Source organism: Stenotrophomonas sp. YJH_SMC_101-4, from assembly GCF_059370395.1.
The window spans coordinates 387,912-404,525 of the sequence record NZ_JCAFTP010000006.1 but is presented as its reverse complement, the minus strand read 5'-3'; the positions used below and the strand labels follow the sequence as shown (position 1 = coordinate 404,525).

Below are 16,614 nucleotides of genomic sequence, written 5' to 3'. Positions count from 1 at the left end.
CGCCCAACCCCGGTCTTGCCGTGTGCGCAGGACAGCGCACACGAGCAAGCGGCTGCCAAGCTTACAGGGACGTACTTGCTGCGTCCCCGCACTCCGACACCGCCCCGCCATCCCACGGATAGCCGGCCTTTGACGTTGACGTTGATTCGGCGGGTGCCGGGCGCAGCCCGGCCCCACCTCAGAACCCCAGCGGGGTCTCGCCCAGCACCGGTTGCAGCTGGCTGCGGAACAGCGCCTGGATGCGTTCCAGTGCCGCCTCGTCGTTGCCCTCGAAGCGCAGCACCAGCACCGGCGTGGTATTGGAGGCACGCACCAGGCCCCAGCCATCGGGGAAGTCCACACGCAGGCCGTCGATGGTCGACAGGCGGCCGCCCACATAAGGGTTGTCCGGCGACTGCGCCGCCGCCACCAGCATCGCCACCAGCGCATGTGGCGTACCGTCGGCCACCGGCACCTTCAGTTCCGGCGTGGCCACCATCTCCGGCAGCTCTGCCAGTACCTCATCCGGGGTCTCCTCGCGCTGGGCCAGGATCTCCAGCAGGCGCGCCGCCGCATACAGGCCATCGTCGAAACCGAACCAGCGCTCCTTGAAGAAGAAGTGGCCGCTCATCTCGCCGGCCAGCTCGGCGTCGGTCTCGCGCATCTTCGCCTTCATCAGCGAATGCCCGGTCTTCCACATCAGCGGGCTGCCACCATTGCGCAGCACGTGGTCGGACAGCTTGCCGGTGCACTTCACGTCGTAGATCACCATCGCGCCGGGGTTGCGCATCAGCACATCGGCGGCAAACAGCATCAGCAGGCGGTCGGCATAGATGATCCTGCCTTCGCCGGTGACCACGCCCAGCCGGTCGCCATCGCCATCGAAGGCGACGCCGAGGTCGGCGCCGAAGCGCTTGACCGTCTGCACCAGGTCTTCCAGGTTGGCCGGTTCGCTCGGGTCGGGATGATGGTTGGGGAAGGTACCGTCGACATCGCAGTACAGCGGAATGACTTCAGCACCGATCGCTTCCAGCAGCTGCGGTGCGAGCGCACCGGCGACGCCGTTGCCGGCATCGGCCACGACCTTCAACGGGCGGTCCAGCTGCACGTCGTCGGCGATGCGCTGGATGTAGTCGGCACTGACATCGCGCTGCTGGTAATCGCCCGGCTCGGCGGTCTGTACCAGGCGGCCTTCGATGATGCGCTGGTAGAGATCGGTGATGGCGTCGCCGGACAGCGTCTCGCCGCCGATGACCACCTTGAAGCCGTTGTACTCGGGCGGGTTATGACTGCCAGTGACCGCCACGCAGGTGCCGGTGCGCAGATGGAAGGCGGCGTAGTACACGACCGGGGTCGGTGCCAAGCCGATGTCGATCACCGCGCAACCGGCGCGCCTCAGACCCTCGGCCAACCCTGCGGCCAGTTCCGGGCCGGACAGGCGGCCGTCGCGGCCGATCACCACCTCGCGCAGCCCCTGCTCCAGTGCCACGGTACCGATGGCCTGGCCGATCAGCGCCGCCGTCTTCGGCGTCAGTTGGCTGCCCACCACACCGCGAATGTCGTAGGCGCGGAAGATACCGGCCGCCAGTTCCTCGGCCGGAACCGGCGGCGGGGGCGGCGGTGCACTTTCAGTTGTGCTGGCCTCGGCCACCGGCGGCGGCGCCATCTGCAGGCTCTCGCTCAGGGTCGGGCCATGATCCGCTTCCGCCACGGCCGCACGGCGCGGCAGCGGCAGCGTCTTCGGCAGGCGGCCGCGACCCACCACCAGCAGCACGGCGATGAACGCCAGCAGCAGCGCGACGATGGCGCTGGCCAGCGAACCCAGGCCCAGCGGACCGGGTTCGACATTGGGTACCGCCGCCACCAGCCGCAACGGCGTACCCGGAATCGGCCGCGCCAATGCTTCGGCACTTTCGGCCAGGCTGGCATCGCCCTGGGCGACGAGGTCATGCGCGCCCTGGCGCAGGCCAAGGAAACCGGCCGATGGCGCACTCACCTGGTCCAGCGGCGAGGTCAGTCGCAGCAATGGCTGGCGCACGTAGAGCACTGCCGGGCCCAGGCTGCCCAGCGGCACCGGTGCCGCCAGGCCAAGACGATTGCCCCCCCCATCGCGGACCACGCGCAGGCTGGGGCCGGTGTCGGCCAATGCGGCTTCCAGCAGTGCCAACCGGGCATAGCCGAAGGTCGCCGGGTCGGCATAGGCGTTGGCCAGATCGGCGGTCAGCACTTCGGCATGCTCGACGCCGGTCCAGCTCTCGCGGACCGCGAGTGCCGCCGCAGCGGCATCGCCGGCCTGCAGCGCCTGCTGCTCGCGCTCGTTCTTCAGCTGCTGCTGCAGCTGCTTCAGCTGGCCGGCAGCGGCCTCCTGCAGGCCTTGCACAGCCTGGTCACGCGCAGCTTCCAGCGCCTGGCCGTTGGCCTCCTGGCGCCATTGCTGCACCGCGCTCCATCCGAACCAGCCAGCCAGCAGGACCAGCAGCACCCCCAGTAGTGGCGCACTGCGTCCCAACGACCGTCCCCGCTGTCCTTCCCCGATGCCGCTCATCGATGTCCCCTGTCAACGCACCCCGGTATGGCCGAATCCACCCGTTCCCCGCACGCTGTCGGTGAAAGTATCCACCACCTGCAGGCTGACGCGGGCAATCGGCACGACCACCAGCTGCGCGATGCGATCGCCCGGCTCGATGGTGAAGGCCTCGCGGCCACGGTTCCAGACGCTGATCAGCAGCGGGCCCTGGTAATCGGCGTCGATCAGGCCGGTGCCGTTGCCGAGCACGATGCCGTGGCGGTGACCCAGCCCGGAACGCGGCAGGATCACCGCGCACAGGTTCGGATCGGCGATATGGATGGCCAGGCCGCTGGGCACCAGCGCGGTGTCGCCCGGCTGCAGGGTCAGCGCGGTATCCAGCGCCGCGCGCAGGTCCATGCCGGCGCTGGCTTCGGTGGCGTAGGCCGGCAGCGGCCAGCTGTCGCCGAAGCGCGGATCGAGCAGCTTGACCTGCAGCGGTTGGGAAGTGAAAGCCTGGGTCATGCCTGGAGTCTCCGCGCGATCAGCGCCAGCAGTTGTTCGGCCAGCTCGCGCTTGGAGGTGGCCGGGAATACCTGTTCACCGTCCTGCCAGAAGGCAGTGGCGGCGTTGTTGTCGCTCTCGAAACCGCCGCCGCTGATGCCGACCTGATTGGCGATCACCAGGTCCAGGCGCTTGTCGACCAGCTTGCCGCGTGCGTACTTCTCCACGTCGTGGGTTTCGGCGGCAAAGCCGACCACCAGCTTCAGCGACTGCGTCTGCGCGGCGACTTCGGCCAGGATGTCCGGCGTGCGCACCAGCTCGATCACCAGCGATTGGCTGTCGGCGGTCTTCTTCAGCTTCTGCGCAGCCACCTGGCGCGGTGTGTAGTCGGACACCGCGGCGGCACCGATATAGATGTCGGCCGGCAGCGACTTCAGCACGGCATCGCGCATCTGCGCGGCCGAGCGCACGTCCACGCGCTGCACGCCGGGCGGCGTCGGCAGCTGCACCGGGCCGCTGACCAGCACCACCTGGGCGCCCATCGTCGCGGCGGCCGCGGCCAGGGCAAAGCCCATCTTGCCGCTGCTGCGGTTGCCGACGTAGCGCACCGGATCGATGTCTTCATAGGTCGGGCCAGCGCTGATCAGCAGGCGCAGGCCCTGCAGCGCGCGGGTTTCCGGTGCGGCAGCCGCCGCCGTGGTACTGCCATTGGCGGCCAGCGCGGCGACGATGTCGCCGGGCTCGGCCAGACGGCCGGGACCGGATTCGCCCTCGGCCAGCGGACCGTCGACCGGGCCGATCACCTGCGCGCCGCGCTGGCGCAGCAGGGCGATGTTCGCCTGGGTGGCCGGATGCAGCCACATGCGGTGGTTCATCGCCGGGCAGATCGTCAACGGCGCGGTGCTGGCCAGGCACAACGTGCTGACCAGGTCATCGGCATGGCCCTGCGCCAGCCGGGCCAGCAGATCGGCGGTGCCCGGGGCGACCACGATGCGGTCGGCCCAGCGGGCCAGCTCGATGTGGCCCATGGCCTGTTCGGCGGCGCTGTCCCACAGCGTGGTGCGGGTCGGCTGCCCGGACAGGGCCTGGAAACTGAGCGGAGTGACGAACTGCTGGGCACCGGCGGTCATCGCCACCTGCACCTGGGCACCGGCGTCGCGCAGGCGCCGCACCAGTTCCAGCGCCTTGTACGCCGCGATCCCGCCTCCGACACACAACAGCAGTTTCTGACCTTCCAGCGCGCGCGCCGGCGCGGGGGAAGCGTTGGGGGAGTCAGCCACCTGGAATTCCTGTGCAAACGAGGGCGCTAGCTTACCCGATGGCCGGTAATGTCCCGGTACAGGGCGCACATAGCGGGCGGCTATCAGCAGATGGAATCCGCCTGCGTTGACCCGGGATTCACCCGGTAACAGTTTCGGACCTTTCCTATACCCCTACGTCTCTGTGCTTTTGCAGAATCAGGCATTGGCTGCCGCCCGCCGTGGCCTGTTCGACCTTTGAGGAGCCTCGTGCATCCACGCATCATCATCGCCGACGACCATCCCGTGGTCCTGCATGGCATCCGTGTCGTGCTGCAGACCCACCTGATGGACATCGTCGGCAGTGCGCGTGACGGCGCCCAGCTGCTGGAGCTGGTGGACCAGCACGACTGCGATGCGGTGCTGACCGACCTCTCGATGCCGGGTGCCGGCCCGGACGGTCCGGAGCTGATCGACGCGCTGCGCATGCGCCGCCCTGGCCTGCCGGTGGTGGTGCTGACCGGCGCCCGTCATCCCGGCCTGCTGGACGGACTGCTGCGGGAGGGCATCAGTGGCCTGGTCGACAAGTGCGCCGATTTCGCCGAACTGCCCCAGGCGCTGAACGCCGCGATGGCGGGGCAGGTATTCGTCTCCCAGCAGCTGCGCCACCACCTGCAGGCACGCGACCTGCTGTTTCCGCGCGAGCCGGCGCCGCTGTCGGCACGCGAGCAGGAAGTGCTGGAGCTGCTGGCGGCCGGTCTCAATGTGAACCAGGTCGCCGAGCGCTGTGGGCGCAGCCCGAAGACCATCAGCCGGCAGAAGGCCGAAGCCAAGCGCAAGCTGGGCCTGCAGAACAACCAGGAACTGTTCGACTACCTGCAGACCCGGCGCGACTGAGGCATCGACCGACCCGGACCCGCGGCAAGCCCCGATGGGAGATGCCGCCGAAGCTGGCGATGATGCAGGCATGCCCATCCACGACTGGCCCGAACAGGAACGCCCCCGCGAGAAGCTGATCGCGCGCGGGCCCACGTCACTTTCCGACGCCGAACTGCTGGCCCTGTTTCTCGGCTCCGGGTTCGGTGGCCGCGATGCCGTGCAGACCGCGCGCGACCTGCTGCAGGCGCATGGCCCGTTACGGGTGCTGCTCGATCGCCCCGCGCGGGAGCTGGCGCGCCTGCCCGGTCTGGGTCCGGCGCGCAGCTGTACCCTGGTTGCTGGGCTGGAACTGGCCCACCGCTACCTGGCCGCCGAGCTGGAACACGGCGAAGCGGTCGGCAACAACCCGGCCGCGGTCGGACGCTATCTGCAGCACCGCCTGCGGGGGCAGGCACGGGAGATCTTCATGGCCCTGTTCCTGGACAATCGCCACCGCCTGATCGCCTGCGAGGAACTGTTCCACGGCACCATCAACGCCGCACCGGTCTACCCCCGCGAAGTGGTGCGGCGCGCCCTGCTGCACAACGCGGCGGCGGTGATCCTCAAGGGTTACGTTGAGTGCATCATGTTCCATGCCATCTAGATAATTGATTTTAATGGCATTTCCTCCTGACAGACCACCGCGCGGTAACGCTCGCGACCGTAACACTGGTAGAGGAAGTCGCCTCTGCACAGGTAACACGCGCACCACTTGTCAATCTGAATGATGATTGCGTTGGATGCGCCGTCCGCTACGACCCGAATGTGCTGTACGTCACACATGTTCACTGACAGTAAAATTTTGTTGACATCGCGAGTTACCTCCTCTAGCCTGCTTCCAGGCCGAGTGATACCGCTCGGTTGAGTTCGAGTCAGTGTGGTCGTCTTCGATCTCCAGTACAGAGAAGCTAGCTAATCGACTCAATTCATCTTGGGTCGCCTCGCTCCATGGCGAGGCTATATCCGCCGCACGCAGGTCCGGGCTCATCCTTGATCGACGTACGAGGACCGTTCTCGTTTAGGGGCGCGTTCTTAGAGCGGAAGAATGGTGATTGGCTTGTTGCATCGGGTTGGCTCCTTCCGGCTTCTTTGCTAATGGGCGCGGGCAATTTCGCCCGGATTGAAGGAGAAGTCCCCCGTGGACACTCACACTTGCGAGAACAGCGCCGCGCAGCTGAAACAGCTGCGTGACGCTTATCAAAGCCAACTCGATGCAAGCGTCATCGAAGAACTCAACGCAGTTATCGCAGCGCTTGAAGCGGGCTGCGATCGTCAGGACAAGAAGTCGGCAGAAACGCTGACATATCGAGTTCTGTCCATCATAGGTGATGTGCTTCGAATTATTTCGAACATCACAGATTTGATGAGCTGATTTGGATGGACGATACGACGCAACAAGCCTTTCATGTTTTTTCGGAGTTTGTATGAACATTGGAAACGCGATACAAATGTGTCGCATTCGGCGCCAGCTCAGCCAGGCAGAACTCGCCAAGCTAGCTGGCTGTTCGGTTTCGTACCTCTCCATGCTAGAGAACTCCAAGCGCGACCCAACGCTTTCGACGATTGAAAATATCGCCTCCGGCCTTGGAGTGCCAGTCGAGATTCTTTTCTTCCTGGGTGCGGATAAGGGGGAGCTGACCGGCATCGACAAAGGGTTAGCGGGCCAACTAGCAATCACTGCTTTGGATCTCTTGAATGAGCCAGCTTCTGCCCCCCCCTCGGTACCACCACAAGCCAATTCATAGCCTCGCTGCTGTGTCTCGCGTACTGGGCTACTCGGTAGAAACACTAAAGCATGTTGCCGGAACCAGTAGCTCTCGCTATCGGCTTGCCAAGCCTATTTTGAAGGCAGATGGGAGCTTTCGCCGTCCATTTGACGCGCTCTACCCATTAAAAGATATTCAGATCCGAATCAAACAACGAATACTGACGGCGGTGACTTTTCCCGCATACCTCACCGGGAGCCTTAAGGGCCAAGATCAGGTTCGCAATGCGAAGCTCCATCAGGGTGCGTCCATCACCGTCTGTGAAGACATTAAATCGTTCTTTCCAAGTACGACTTCCAAAGTCATCTTCGATATCTGGCGAGGGTTCTTTGGCTTCTCTGAAGATGTGTCGAACCTACTTACACTGCTAACGACCAAAGACGACTTGTTGCCTCAGGGGGCTGTAACCAGCTCTCACTTAGCAAATCTGGTTTTCTGGCGCCGAGAACACGTTCTCTACTTGAGGCTCGCGTCTCAAGGGGTCCGCTATTCCCGCTACGTTGACGATATCACCCTCTCTTCGCGACATCCGGTGACTCACGATGACTTGGCACGTCATATATCACTTGTCTATGGAATGATCAGGAGCACCGGCCATCGTGCTCACCGTGGCAAGCAGGAGATACAGAGGGCTCATAGAGGCATGCGAGCCACCAAGTTGCTCGTAAATCGTCGCGCGGCGCTCGGCACTGCCGAGCGCCAAGCCACCCGCGCAGCTGTATACGCACTGGAGAGAAGTTTTGCTGTAACGGGAGGGGTTCTCTGCCCTGCTTTGATTAAAGAGCTCAACTCAGTGTCTGGTCGGGTCAGCCGGCTTGCTCGACTCCACGCCAATGAAGGGCAAGCGCTACGAGCAAGGCTCATGAAGCTTCGTAACGAGGTTGGGAAATCTCATCGAGTGCGGAACGATTTCAGCCAAGACGAAGTCATTGGGGTTGAACCAGTCCACCATGAGACCGGGGAAGTGACGCAATGATCCACCGCTTCTAATGTAGCGGCGTAGGCCGCATCCAGAGCCATCTTCTTCAGCGCCTGATGAGAGTGCCGTTAGCTGAAGAAGGTGATCATCGATCACTCGCAGTGGGTGCGTTTGGCTGCCAATGCAACGTCGGTGCATGCACCGTTCCTCCAAGGTCCGGATCACACCTTGCACCATCCTGTTCTACTGCGGCCAGCGCGGGGTGCCGAACGCCGGCTTCAGGCCGTAGCTGCGCACTAACCCTGTAGAACGCCGAACAATTGCGCACTAATCGCCGAGCAACTGGACATCACCACCAAGCATTCTGGGCCGTAGACCAAGTGGATTGGACGGCAGCATTTAAATGTGTCCATAGGACGATATGTCTGCCAAAGCGCTCCTCCGCCAAGTAGCCGAATCGCTCGACATCGCGCATCGCTGAAGAGTGCCTGGGTACAATGGTTTTCCCGGGACAGCGGTGGACAATTTTAGCCTGCCGCTTCGTCGTTCATCGGTACCACGATGCTCGTCATTGACCCGAGTGGATGGAAGCCCTCGACTAATTTACGAGAAAGGACCTGACCATCGCCCTGGAGATGGTGGTGCATCGCTGTCGGGAAGTGGCGCGGGTCAAGGGGGTGCAAGGCACGAGGGTTATGGAAGATATCCAGCCCTTCGGACCAGCTCTCTCGGTAATCCTCGTCCACAGCGGTTTTAAAGTGAAGCGGTTCGGCCGCGTTCGGATCTAGATTGAGGGCCGTTCCCGTACGTACCATTTGGACGCGGCGCGACCCGAAGCCGGCGACGAAGCCCATTCTGTTGAACTTAGTTAGGGTAGCACTGTTATTGAACAGTACCGCGCTGACGTGCTCGGCGCCTTCTTGGTCGAAGAAGCCGGAAGGGATGACCTTGTTGCTCCAGCGATGCTCGGTGATCCGCCGCGGCTCAATAACTAACCGGCCTTCCACGTCGTGGCTCCATTCATGGTCGTAGGCGTACAGATAGATCCCCAAGCCCGTGCGCGCACGGATCATCGATTGCGGCGCATGGAAGTCCTGGATCGCGAACAGCAGCGGCTTGCCGGCAACGTGTGGCAGCTCCCAGTACCTGCGGCGCAACTTAGAGAACAAAGCGCTTCCAAACTTGATCGGGATGTACTGCTTGAGGTAAGCCGTCGTCTCTTCGGACGTCACGGGGTCCGGGCAAGGCACGACTTGGCCGCGTTCGACCGTGGGATTCACAGTCGTGACCTCGATTGCGAGCTCGCCATGTCCATCATTGGCGAGAAAGTCGGGAGCGGCGCCTTGACGTCTCACGACGAAGCCGTTCTCGACTAGCATCGCGAACACGTACAGTTCCAGCAAGCGGGCATCGAATGCGGTGGACTGAAACTGCTCAACGTAATTGCCGTCGATGTCATCGTGCCAGCGCATCATGACCATGATGAGCTCACGCGCTGGGCTGTAGCCTTCGCCACTGCGAAGGATGGCGAAGTGTGGATGCAGGCGATTCGGCGGTACCTGTAGGGTAAAGAAGTCCACGGCCAGAGCGGGCTCATCACCTTGGCAGCGCTCGCACTCCAGCCGGACCAGCAACTCTGGAGCCTGCTCATACAATGCAGCGATCGCGCCCTCCGGCGTGTCGAAGAACTCCGTCCCGTGGATCCAGCGGAAGCGCTCGACATGGTCGCGGGCTAGGAAAACAGCCTGATAGTCGCCATCGGTGAGGTCGCGAAGCACCAGAGCTAGCAGTCGGCCATCCTCAGATTCGTACCATGAATGTTCCTCAATCGACCCCATGGCAGGCCCCAGGCGGCAGTAGGCGGCCAACGCATCGAAGCGCGCCAGAGTGATCGGATGCATCAAGAACTCTCCATAGTCACATTGAACATAGAACTGCGTGTCGGCCTGCTGGGCTGATGCGGCCGGCACTGCGCGCCCCCTACGGCTCCTGGATGAATGCAAACTGCGAGATGCCGAAGTGTTCCTCGAGCTGATCACCGAATGCCATCCACTCCGACATGTAGTCGAGGTTCCTCTCTGGTTGCTCCGCCAGACCCTCGCGGTCGCGATCACCTCGCGGTTCCGCCCTCAACCCGACGATGTCGCGCAACTCGGCCAGCAGTTCATCAGAGCGGCCGATGGCAGGCGCCCGGTCGAACTGGATCGACCTCGCCAAGTTGGCAATCCAGGCCGGAAGCGTCCGTCTCTCCCCATCCAATAGACGTGGCGAGTGAAAACATACTTCGCCACCGCTCGGATCGAAACTATACGAATGGCTGGCGGAGGCAACGGTGTCGTGCGGTGGAATGCTCACGTGTCCTTCAAGCCAGGGGATGTCAAGAAAAGGGGGAGATGTGGTGCCGTGAATCACTACATCCCGATACGAATATGGCCCTTTGAACCAGTAGCCCGGCAACCGTAGCAAGGCATGCAGGTGAGTATGTGCCACGTATTCCTTGGAGCTCAGAAACAGAGAACACACATAGGCAGCGTCGCCGATCCCCCGTTTCAGGAGTCGCGCGCGCATCCGATACAGGACATTATGCTGCAGCTTATGAACAGGAACTTTGCCAGAAACCTTGGAACTTGCCTTCTCCCTGAGGCGGAAGTTCAGACTTCCAGTTGTGCAGTGAAGCCCCAAGGCGACTCGGTCCTTCGAAATATTTCCAGTCGGCTTTGAGCGATTGGGGCGCTTGAACTGCATGTAGAATGGCGCGATCTTCGCCGACCCCGGAATCTTTGCGTCCGCGCCGAATAGATTTTCGAAGTTTGACGAGAACGGCACGATCTGCACGTTGAAGAATGGAAAGCTCATGATCGTAAGCTGCGTGGTGACCAAGGCCATGACCAGTTCTTCGGTGTAATTCGCCGAGCCGTTTGACATTGTGCTTTCCTCCGAATAGACGACCCGAATGGGACTCGCATCACTCCGACTCTATTATGGGAGGAATTTGAGGGCAATGGGTTGGGTGGCCAATCGTATGTGCCATCGGAGGCGGCCATTGGTTGAAGATTTACGCGATGCCGGAGTGCCCTCCTGTTTGGGGCTACTGCCGAATCCAATTTACGTCGGCGCCCAGCTCCACGGCTGCATGTACCAGCCGGGTGTAATCACAACTGGTGAAAGCCAGGCCATTGTCCGAGCGAAGTAGGAAAGACTCCGCCACTTTTCCATGTGTCCCATAGCCCATGATCAGTGCCCGCTTAAGGACGGTCGTTGCCCTGCTGGAATTGAAGCTCCGTGATAGGTATTCCCCGCACCAAGAAGAGCGAGGCCACTAGTCCGCCAGCCTGGCACCGAAGGTGGAAACCCCCGACGGAAAGACCTGAATTCAGTGAAACCTGATTGACATTTATCCTGACCAGGGAGGACCCAAACCTCCATCACTTCTGTACATGCAGAGTCTAAACTCTGCGTACACTAGGCCCTACTCCCAGCCATGAACGCTATGCCGCCCTTCCCGCCGCTTTTGGACCTCCGCCCCTTTAGATCGCCGGAGTTGGACTGGGTCCCAAGCGCGAATACTCCTTATACGTTGTATTACGACGAAACGAACAACATCCGGCGCTTGGCGCTGACCGAGTCGGGCCTGAACCATACGGCGCTGGATTGCTTTGTGCTCGGTGGCATTGCTCTTGGACCTGGAGCTCAGGTTCCAGATATCGCCCCTCTCAGAAAGGCCGCGCGAATTCAACCATCGGCATCCGAAATCAAGCTGAAGCACTTTGCAGAGGGCGACTACGCTGCCTGCCTCAACGAGCCAAAGCTTGAGCACTTCTTGACGTGGCTGCTGGATGCGCCAGTGTACTTGCACTTCTCCAACTTCAGCGTTCTGAACTGGTCCATCGTGGACCTGGTCGACTCCCTACTAGCTATCGATCGCTATCGGACGCATCACAGAATTCGCGACGAACTGAAGACCGAGCTGCACGCACTGGTTCGAACCGATCCCCTCGGCTACTTCCGGGTACTTAAAACGTTTGACTACCCCAACGTCGCACCGGAACGACATACGGAATTCCTACGTGCCGTGCGGAAATTCCTGTTTCGCAAAGGCGTGTTCTTCAGAAACCTAAACACGATGGCACTCTTCGACCTCCTGCAAGAGGTCGGTGACGATGCCACGCTCGTCTTTCTTACTGACAATGAATCCAACGTTCTCGTGGATCGATTTGACACGGTATTTCTCCATCGGATGGCTACCTTCCCAAAGGCCAAACACGTATTTGACGAAGAGAATCAGGTTCGTCGACGCCTGGCAGAATGGAGAGTGGTCCTCGACGACAAGGCCATCGACTTCCGTTTTGCGGACTCCAAGAATGAGTTAGCCATTCAGATTTCGGATGTCCTGTGTGGGCTGCTTGGGAAGCACTTCAGCTGTATGGAAAAGAGTTCGATTGACGAGCTGGAGGCTTGGAGCTCGATCCTGTCCGATCAGCAGCACCGCAATCGAACACTGCTGTCCCAATTGATCGACAAGGCCTACGAGGAGTGCCCCGCCTTTTTGTTCAATCAGGCGCCGAAGGAGAGCCAAGCCAAGAGCGAATGGTTCTTAGATAGCGCTGAATACCCCGAGGACTATAGGGACTAGGCAACCGCGTCCGCTCCTGGGTTAGAGCGCCACCTCGCCAGCGCCAAGTCTGCCAATGTCTGGCGGCCTGTGCACTCGATGGAAGCCCGGCCACCTTCCGCTTTACTCGACTCTGGAATCGACGGAACTTCAGGTATGGGCCGAAGCCCCCAGGGGCACGGGCCCACGCCTTCTGAGTCCGCGCATCGCTCTTGGATCCGGCCTGCGCGCCTGGTACGACGAGGGCTTCGCAATTGACCTTCGCCCTTCTGCCACATGCAGTTATGCCACGTCCCTACTGCGTACACCTGCCTCCTGCAGGAGCTTATAGAGTGCAGCGATTTCAGTCCGCTGCCCTCGCTCAGGGCAATAGGTGAAGATGACCCGCTGTTTCGCGCGCGTGAATGCGACAAAGAGACTCGCCTTAGCCTCGTGCTCGTCCTTGGAGAAATTCCACCACGCCTGGTCATCAAGACCGACAAAGATCACCGTGTGGTACTCGAGGCCTTTGCTCTTGTGGATGGTCATCAAGGGTGTTGCCCCAACTCCCTCGTACACATCCAAGGCATCCTTCCATCCCTGTCCTCCTTCGGAGCACTGGTGCAGATGACAGGCAATACACCTCAGCACTTCCTCCAACCAGCCGCCCTGTTCGTATGAAGGGACCGCTGCAGCCATGCGTTCTCGCCCCAAGAAGTCAGCGATCTCGCCAATCAATGAGGCGGCAATACTCATCGACGCTGGTGGGGCGGCGTGCCGCCCCCTGAGTTGAGTCACAAATGCATCCAGATCTCTGGCAAGCACCGCCTGTGCGCGCTCATCTTCACTCGAGCCCCCCCACAGCCGGCGCAGTGTCATCTGACTCGAGATCCAATGTCGCCTAGCATCTGTGACCATCGCCAAGCGAAGCACATCGATGATCCACCGAGAGGCTTCCTCGGTTAGCAGATCCTGCAGGGCAATCTCACCAATCTTTCCCGCCGCATTGAACAAACTCAGATCCCTGCTTGCGAAAGCAGGCTCCAGATCGGAGAAGTAATTCTGAGGGAGCTGACGGACAAGAACCGCCACCTCGCCGGGATCAAGTGCCTCATCACGAATCACGCGCGAAACGAACTCAGCCAGGCCTTGAGCTTCCCGCTCTGCCGTTGTGAAATTCCACACTTCACAAGTCTCGACTGTTCGCACCATCGGCGCCATCGAGACAGGCCCCACCGCTTGCGGATCAAGTGCCCGAGCGAGGACGGTCTGCATTTCTACTAGATCAGAAGAAGAACGATAGTTGTTCAACAGGGGTACTCGCTGCGCGCCAAAATCTCGCTCGAAGGCCACAAAGGGGTCACGCATAGCCCCTGCCCAGCGCATGATTTGCTGCTTGTTGTCCCCAACTACAGTGATTTCGGTGTCCGAGCCCAGGAAGATGGCACGCGCCAAGTCGTATTGTTCCCTCGTCGTGTCTTGGAACTCGTCCATGAACACATGGGAGTGCGTAACCCGCAGCGCGTCTCGGATTTGTGGATTTAGCCGGACGAGCAGCTCTGCCAGGCGCGCCAGCATCTCGAAGGTGAGTTGGCTTGACTCCTCCCCATGGAGCGATGCCATCCAGAAGCACTCGGCGGCCCATTGCCCTGGCGTAGGTGCCTCGAAACCGTCCTCTTGAAGCGGATCGGCTAGCACAAAGTCTCTTTCAAATGACTTGTGCGAGATGGTGCCAATGTCTTCGACTGTACCGACCTCTGGCGGCACCTCCCGCAGATCGCTCAGGAAATTTGCGTAGAATCCCTTGCGAGGGATCAGGATCTGATAGTCGGGGGTCGGCCGCCATGCCTGCGGCAGCGCCTGGCCAAATCGATCCACCAAGCTTTTAGCAAACGCCGAGAACGTGATCGAATCCAAACGCTCTGCTTGACGGGGATGGCAGCGCGCCCGAACTCGTGCCATCAAATTCGCGGCCGCGTCACGCTTGAAGCTGATCGCTAGAATTCGCCGAGGGGATCGCGAAGCTCCTGTCTGCAGCAGGAACGCCGCACGCTGCGCCAACAGCTCAGTCTTGCCCGCGCCGGGCCCGGCAATCACCGAGCGATGCCCCGTCGAGCGAACGACCTCCAAAGCGCTCTCCTCTAATGCCGTCACGCCCACGGGCATCCACTGTTCGGGCTTCATCCGCCTAGGCGACGCGACCATTCTTAACTGCCTCGCAGCGCAGACTGGATGTACGTCAACAGCTTCTTCAGCACCTTCGGCATGTTCTCCACCATGTCGGCCGACCTAATATGCGTCAGCGCCTCGAGGTGAGTAACCGGTTTGCTATGAGTAAGGAAATGGTAGCGATAGCGCGGGAGAAGTTCTGGATACGGCTCAAGCGTATCCACATAGAGCATCGTCCCGGGGCCCGAGGTGCCAAGAACTACTTCAGCTGCCTTCTCGATTGTGAGCTTCGGTCCGCCTCCTGGAGGAATAATTGCCTCGTAGGCCTCGGGGAACGCCTTCAGCATTGCCAAATCAAGGTCCAGTGGAGCGGAGAAGAACACACCGTACTTCCTGAGCATCAGGACCCAGCCAGAGAGAATTTTCATCTTTTCTGGAGTCTGCCATGTGTGCATCTTCGCGAACTTCTCATCAGAAAGAACACCGCTCTTAGTCTGGAGCAGTTCGTCTCTTGATTCCCCCATTTCGATCAGGTACTCAATGACGGTCTTCACTCGGCCAAAGCCGCCTCCCAACCGACCAAGGTCCAGATCCAGCAGAGTGGCGTAGGGAATTTTCAGCTGCTTTAGTAGTCGCCAGAAATGCTGAACATGGCGACCGCCCAGGGGCACAATGGCTACGAACGCGGGGTCGATCGCAAGTTCGAGAGATCTTGCCAGCGCCGGCAGGACGATCCGCTCTGAATCGCCCTCAACCAGCACAACGAAGCGCGCGAAGTACAACTCCGGGTAAGCTAGAAGTGCGCCACGGACGAACTTAGCCGCCTCGTCTGCTGCGGCCGGCAGCTTGATTTTTTTAACTGTCGAGGTTCTCTTTTTCGGATCCTGACGGCAGTACCTGACCTCCTCCGGTTGCACACGGCTTAGCACGGCTGGCGAATGACTGGTGATCAGCCCCTGACTACCACCAGTCTCGGTCAGGGAACGCACCTGCTCGATGATTCGACTCAGAAAGAACGGGGACAGATGGTTTTCCGGCTCTTCGATCGCGAACAGGCTCAGCGCGGGCACCCGCAGCCTGTCGTCGGCAAATCCGGCCAGAGTTCCACCTGCCACTTGGCGCTCCAGATCGAACACGGCCGCGACTAGCGCAAAGTAGAACAGCGATTTTTGTCCATCGCTGAGGGCCTCGAGACCACGCTCGTGACCATCGGGGCCTTGCGCAAAGACCACGGCAATCCTGTTCACGACCTCCTCAAAGCGAGTGCTAACCAGACTAAGCCGGGGACGCGTGTCCACTACCTCGTCGTGAAGAGTGTCCCAGCGCTCGCCAAGAGCCTGACTGATGGCGTGAATCGCCGGTTCGCTCCCGAACACGGCCGCAAGTTCTGTCGTCGCCTGCTCCACGGCGCCGGTGGTTGCCTCCGTCCACTCGATCGCTCGAAGCAGCCGAGCTGCCAGTGCGCCGGCCGAAGCCTTGACCTGTGCAATGGGATCCCGACTCGCGGGGGTGTAGTAGAGCTGGATGAGCCCACGTTCCGATGCAAGGACCGGGGTCAAGACGGGGTCGACCGGATCATCGTCCAAGGTCTCCATCCAATACAGCTCCTGGGAAACCTCTCCTTCGACGGTGCCGTCGTCCTGCCATGTCGCCTCCAGACGCATCCGACAGACCGGTGCCTGACCCGGTTTGCTGACCTGCATTCGCCGGAACGACGGCGCGATTGCCTCGGCGGTAGCGTCCCCCGCCTTGAGCTCAGGGAAGCCAATGACTACTTCGATGAATAGCGCCTTGGAGTCACGGCCTTCCGGATTGTCTCTCGGTCCTACATGGAAATCGGATCGATGAATCGTGCGCTGCGCGCGAGACACGCCAAACAGCTTGGTCAGCGCTTGCAACACTGCCGTCTTCCCGGCGGCATTCGGACCAATGATGGCGGTGACACTCGAGGCCAATGAAACCTTGGTCGGTGTCGCCCCGAAACAACGAAACCCCGAAATCCGGACGGATTCGATGCGCATAGG

General features: G+C 61.1%; 12 protein-coding genes and 1 pseudogene. 6 read left to right on the top strand and 7 right to left on the bottom strand.

The annotated features are described in order from the left end of the window. Positions 1 to 178: 178 nt before the first annotated feature. The 3 genes from AC5P8D_RS20445 to coaBC are packed head-to-tail and all read right to left on the bottom strand — an operon-like array spanning position 179 to position 4,269. Positions 179 to 2,524 (bottom strand): phosphomannomutase/phosphoglucomutase, encoded by a 2,346-nt coding sequence (locus tag AC5P8D_RS20445; RefSeq protein WP_495203617.1) that lies wholly within the window; start codon positions 2,522 to 2,524, stop codon positions 179 to 181. Positions 2,525 to 2,536: 12 nt separating this feature from the next. Next, the gene (gene dut, locus AC5P8D_RS20440; protein WP_021204751.1) at positions 2,537 to 3,010 is read right to left on the bottom strand and encodes a dUTP diphosphatase; all 474 of its coding nucleotides are present in this window, start codon (positions 3,008 to 3,010) and stop codon (positions 2,537 to 2,539) included. Beyond that, positions 3,007 to 4,269 (bottom strand): bifunctional phosphopantothenoylcysteine decarboxylase/phosphopantothenate--cysteine ligase CoaBC, encoded by a 1,263-nt coding sequence (gene coaBC / locus AC5P8D_RS20435; protein ID WP_010486895.1) that lies wholly within the window; start codon positions 4,267 to 4,269, stop codon positions 3,007 to 3,009. The genes dut and coaBC overlap by 4 nt, the downstream gene beginning before the upstream one ends. 228 nt (positions 4,270 to 4,497) lie before the next feature. Here coaBC and AC5P8D_RS20430 point away from each other — a divergent pair, with 228 nt between their 5' ends. The 5 genes and pseudogenes from AC5P8D_RS20430 to AC5P8D_RS20410 all read left to right on the top strand — a co-directional run bounded on the left by AC5P8D_RS20430 (position 4,498) and on the right by AC5P8D_RS20410 (position 7,887). Continuing rightward, positions 4,498 to 5,124 (top strand): response regulator, encoded by a 627-nt coding sequence (locus AC5P8D_RS20430; protein WP_019338987.1) that lies wholly within the window; start codon positions 4,498 to 4,500, stop codon positions 5,122 to 5,124. A gap of 70 nt (positions 5,125 to 5,194) precedes the next feature. After that, a pseudogene (gene radC / locus AC5P8D_RS20425) lies at positions 5,195 to 5,710 on the top strand (RadC family protein); the annotation flags it as partial. Positions 5,711 to 6,283: 573 nt separating this feature from the next. Then, positions 6,284 to 6,517, top strand: coding sequence for a hypothetical protein (locus AC5P8D_RS20420; RefSeq protein ID WP_336023801.1), 234 nt, complete (start codon positions 6,284 to 6,286; stop codon positions 6,515 to 6,517). A gap of 52 nt (positions 6,518 to 6,569) precedes the next feature. Then, positions 6,570 to 6,890 carry a helix-turn-helix transcriptional regulator gene (locus AC5P8D_RS20415; protein WP_495203616.1) on the top strand — a complete coding sequence of 107 codons (321 nt, stop codon included), beginning with the start codon at positions 6,570 to 6,572 and terminating at the stop codon, positions 6,888 to 6,890. After that, positions 6,841 to 7,887, top strand: a complete 1,047-nt coding sequence (locus AC5P8D_RS20410; RefSeq protein WP_495203615.1) for a reverse transcriptase family protein — start codon at positions 6,841 to 6,843, stop codon at positions 7,885 to 7,887. Before AC5P8D_RS20415 ends, AC5P8D_RS20410 begins: the two co-directional genes overlap by 50 nt. 470 nt (positions 7,888 to 8,357) lie before the next feature. On the opposite strand, the gene AC5P8D_RS20405 is transcribed toward AC5P8D_RS20410, so the two are convergent. Both AC5P8D_RS20405 and AC5P8D_RS20400 read right to left on the bottom strand, forming a co-directional pair. Next, a complete protein-coding gene (locus tag AC5P8D_RS20405; RefSeq protein WP_495203614.1) occupies positions 8,358 to 9,731 on the bottom strand; it encodes a hypothetical protein in 1,374 nt (457 codons plus the stop codon). A gap of 79 nt (positions 9,732 to 9,810) precedes the next feature. Beyond that, complete coding sequence (locus AC5P8D_RS20400; RefSeq protein ID WP_495203613.1) at positions 9,811 to 10,755, bottom strand: hypothetical protein; 945 nt, start codon at positions 10,753 to 10,755, stop codon at positions 9,811 to 9,813. A 556-nt stretch (positions 10,756 to 11,311) separates the two neighbouring features. Between AC5P8D_RS20400 and AC5P8D_RS20395 the strand changes: the two genes are divergently transcribed. Further along, the gene (locus AC5P8D_RS20395; protein WP_495203612.1) at positions 11,312 to 12,463 is read left to right on the top strand and encodes a DUF3800 domain-containing protein; all 1,152 of its coding nucleotides are present in this window, start codon (positions 11,312 to 11,314) and stop codon (positions 12,461 to 12,463) included. Positions 12,464 to 12,724: 261 nt separating this feature from the next. On the opposite strand, the gene AC5P8D_RS20390 is transcribed toward AC5P8D_RS20395, so the two are convergent. Then, complete coding sequence (locus AC5P8D_RS20390) at positions 12,725 to 14,605, bottom strand: UvrD-helicase domain-containing protein (RefSeq protein WP_495203611.1); 1,881 nt, start codon at positions 14,603 to 14,605, stop codon at positions 12,725 to 12,727. Between the two features lie 23 nt (positions 14,606 to 14,628). Beyond that, positions 14,629 to 16,611, bottom strand: coding sequence for an ATP-dependent nuclease (locus AC5P8D_RS20385; protein WP_495203610.1), 1,983 nt, complete (start codon positions 16,609 to 16,611; stop codon positions 14,629 to 14,631). Positions 16,612 to 16,614 lie beyond the last annotated feature (3 nt).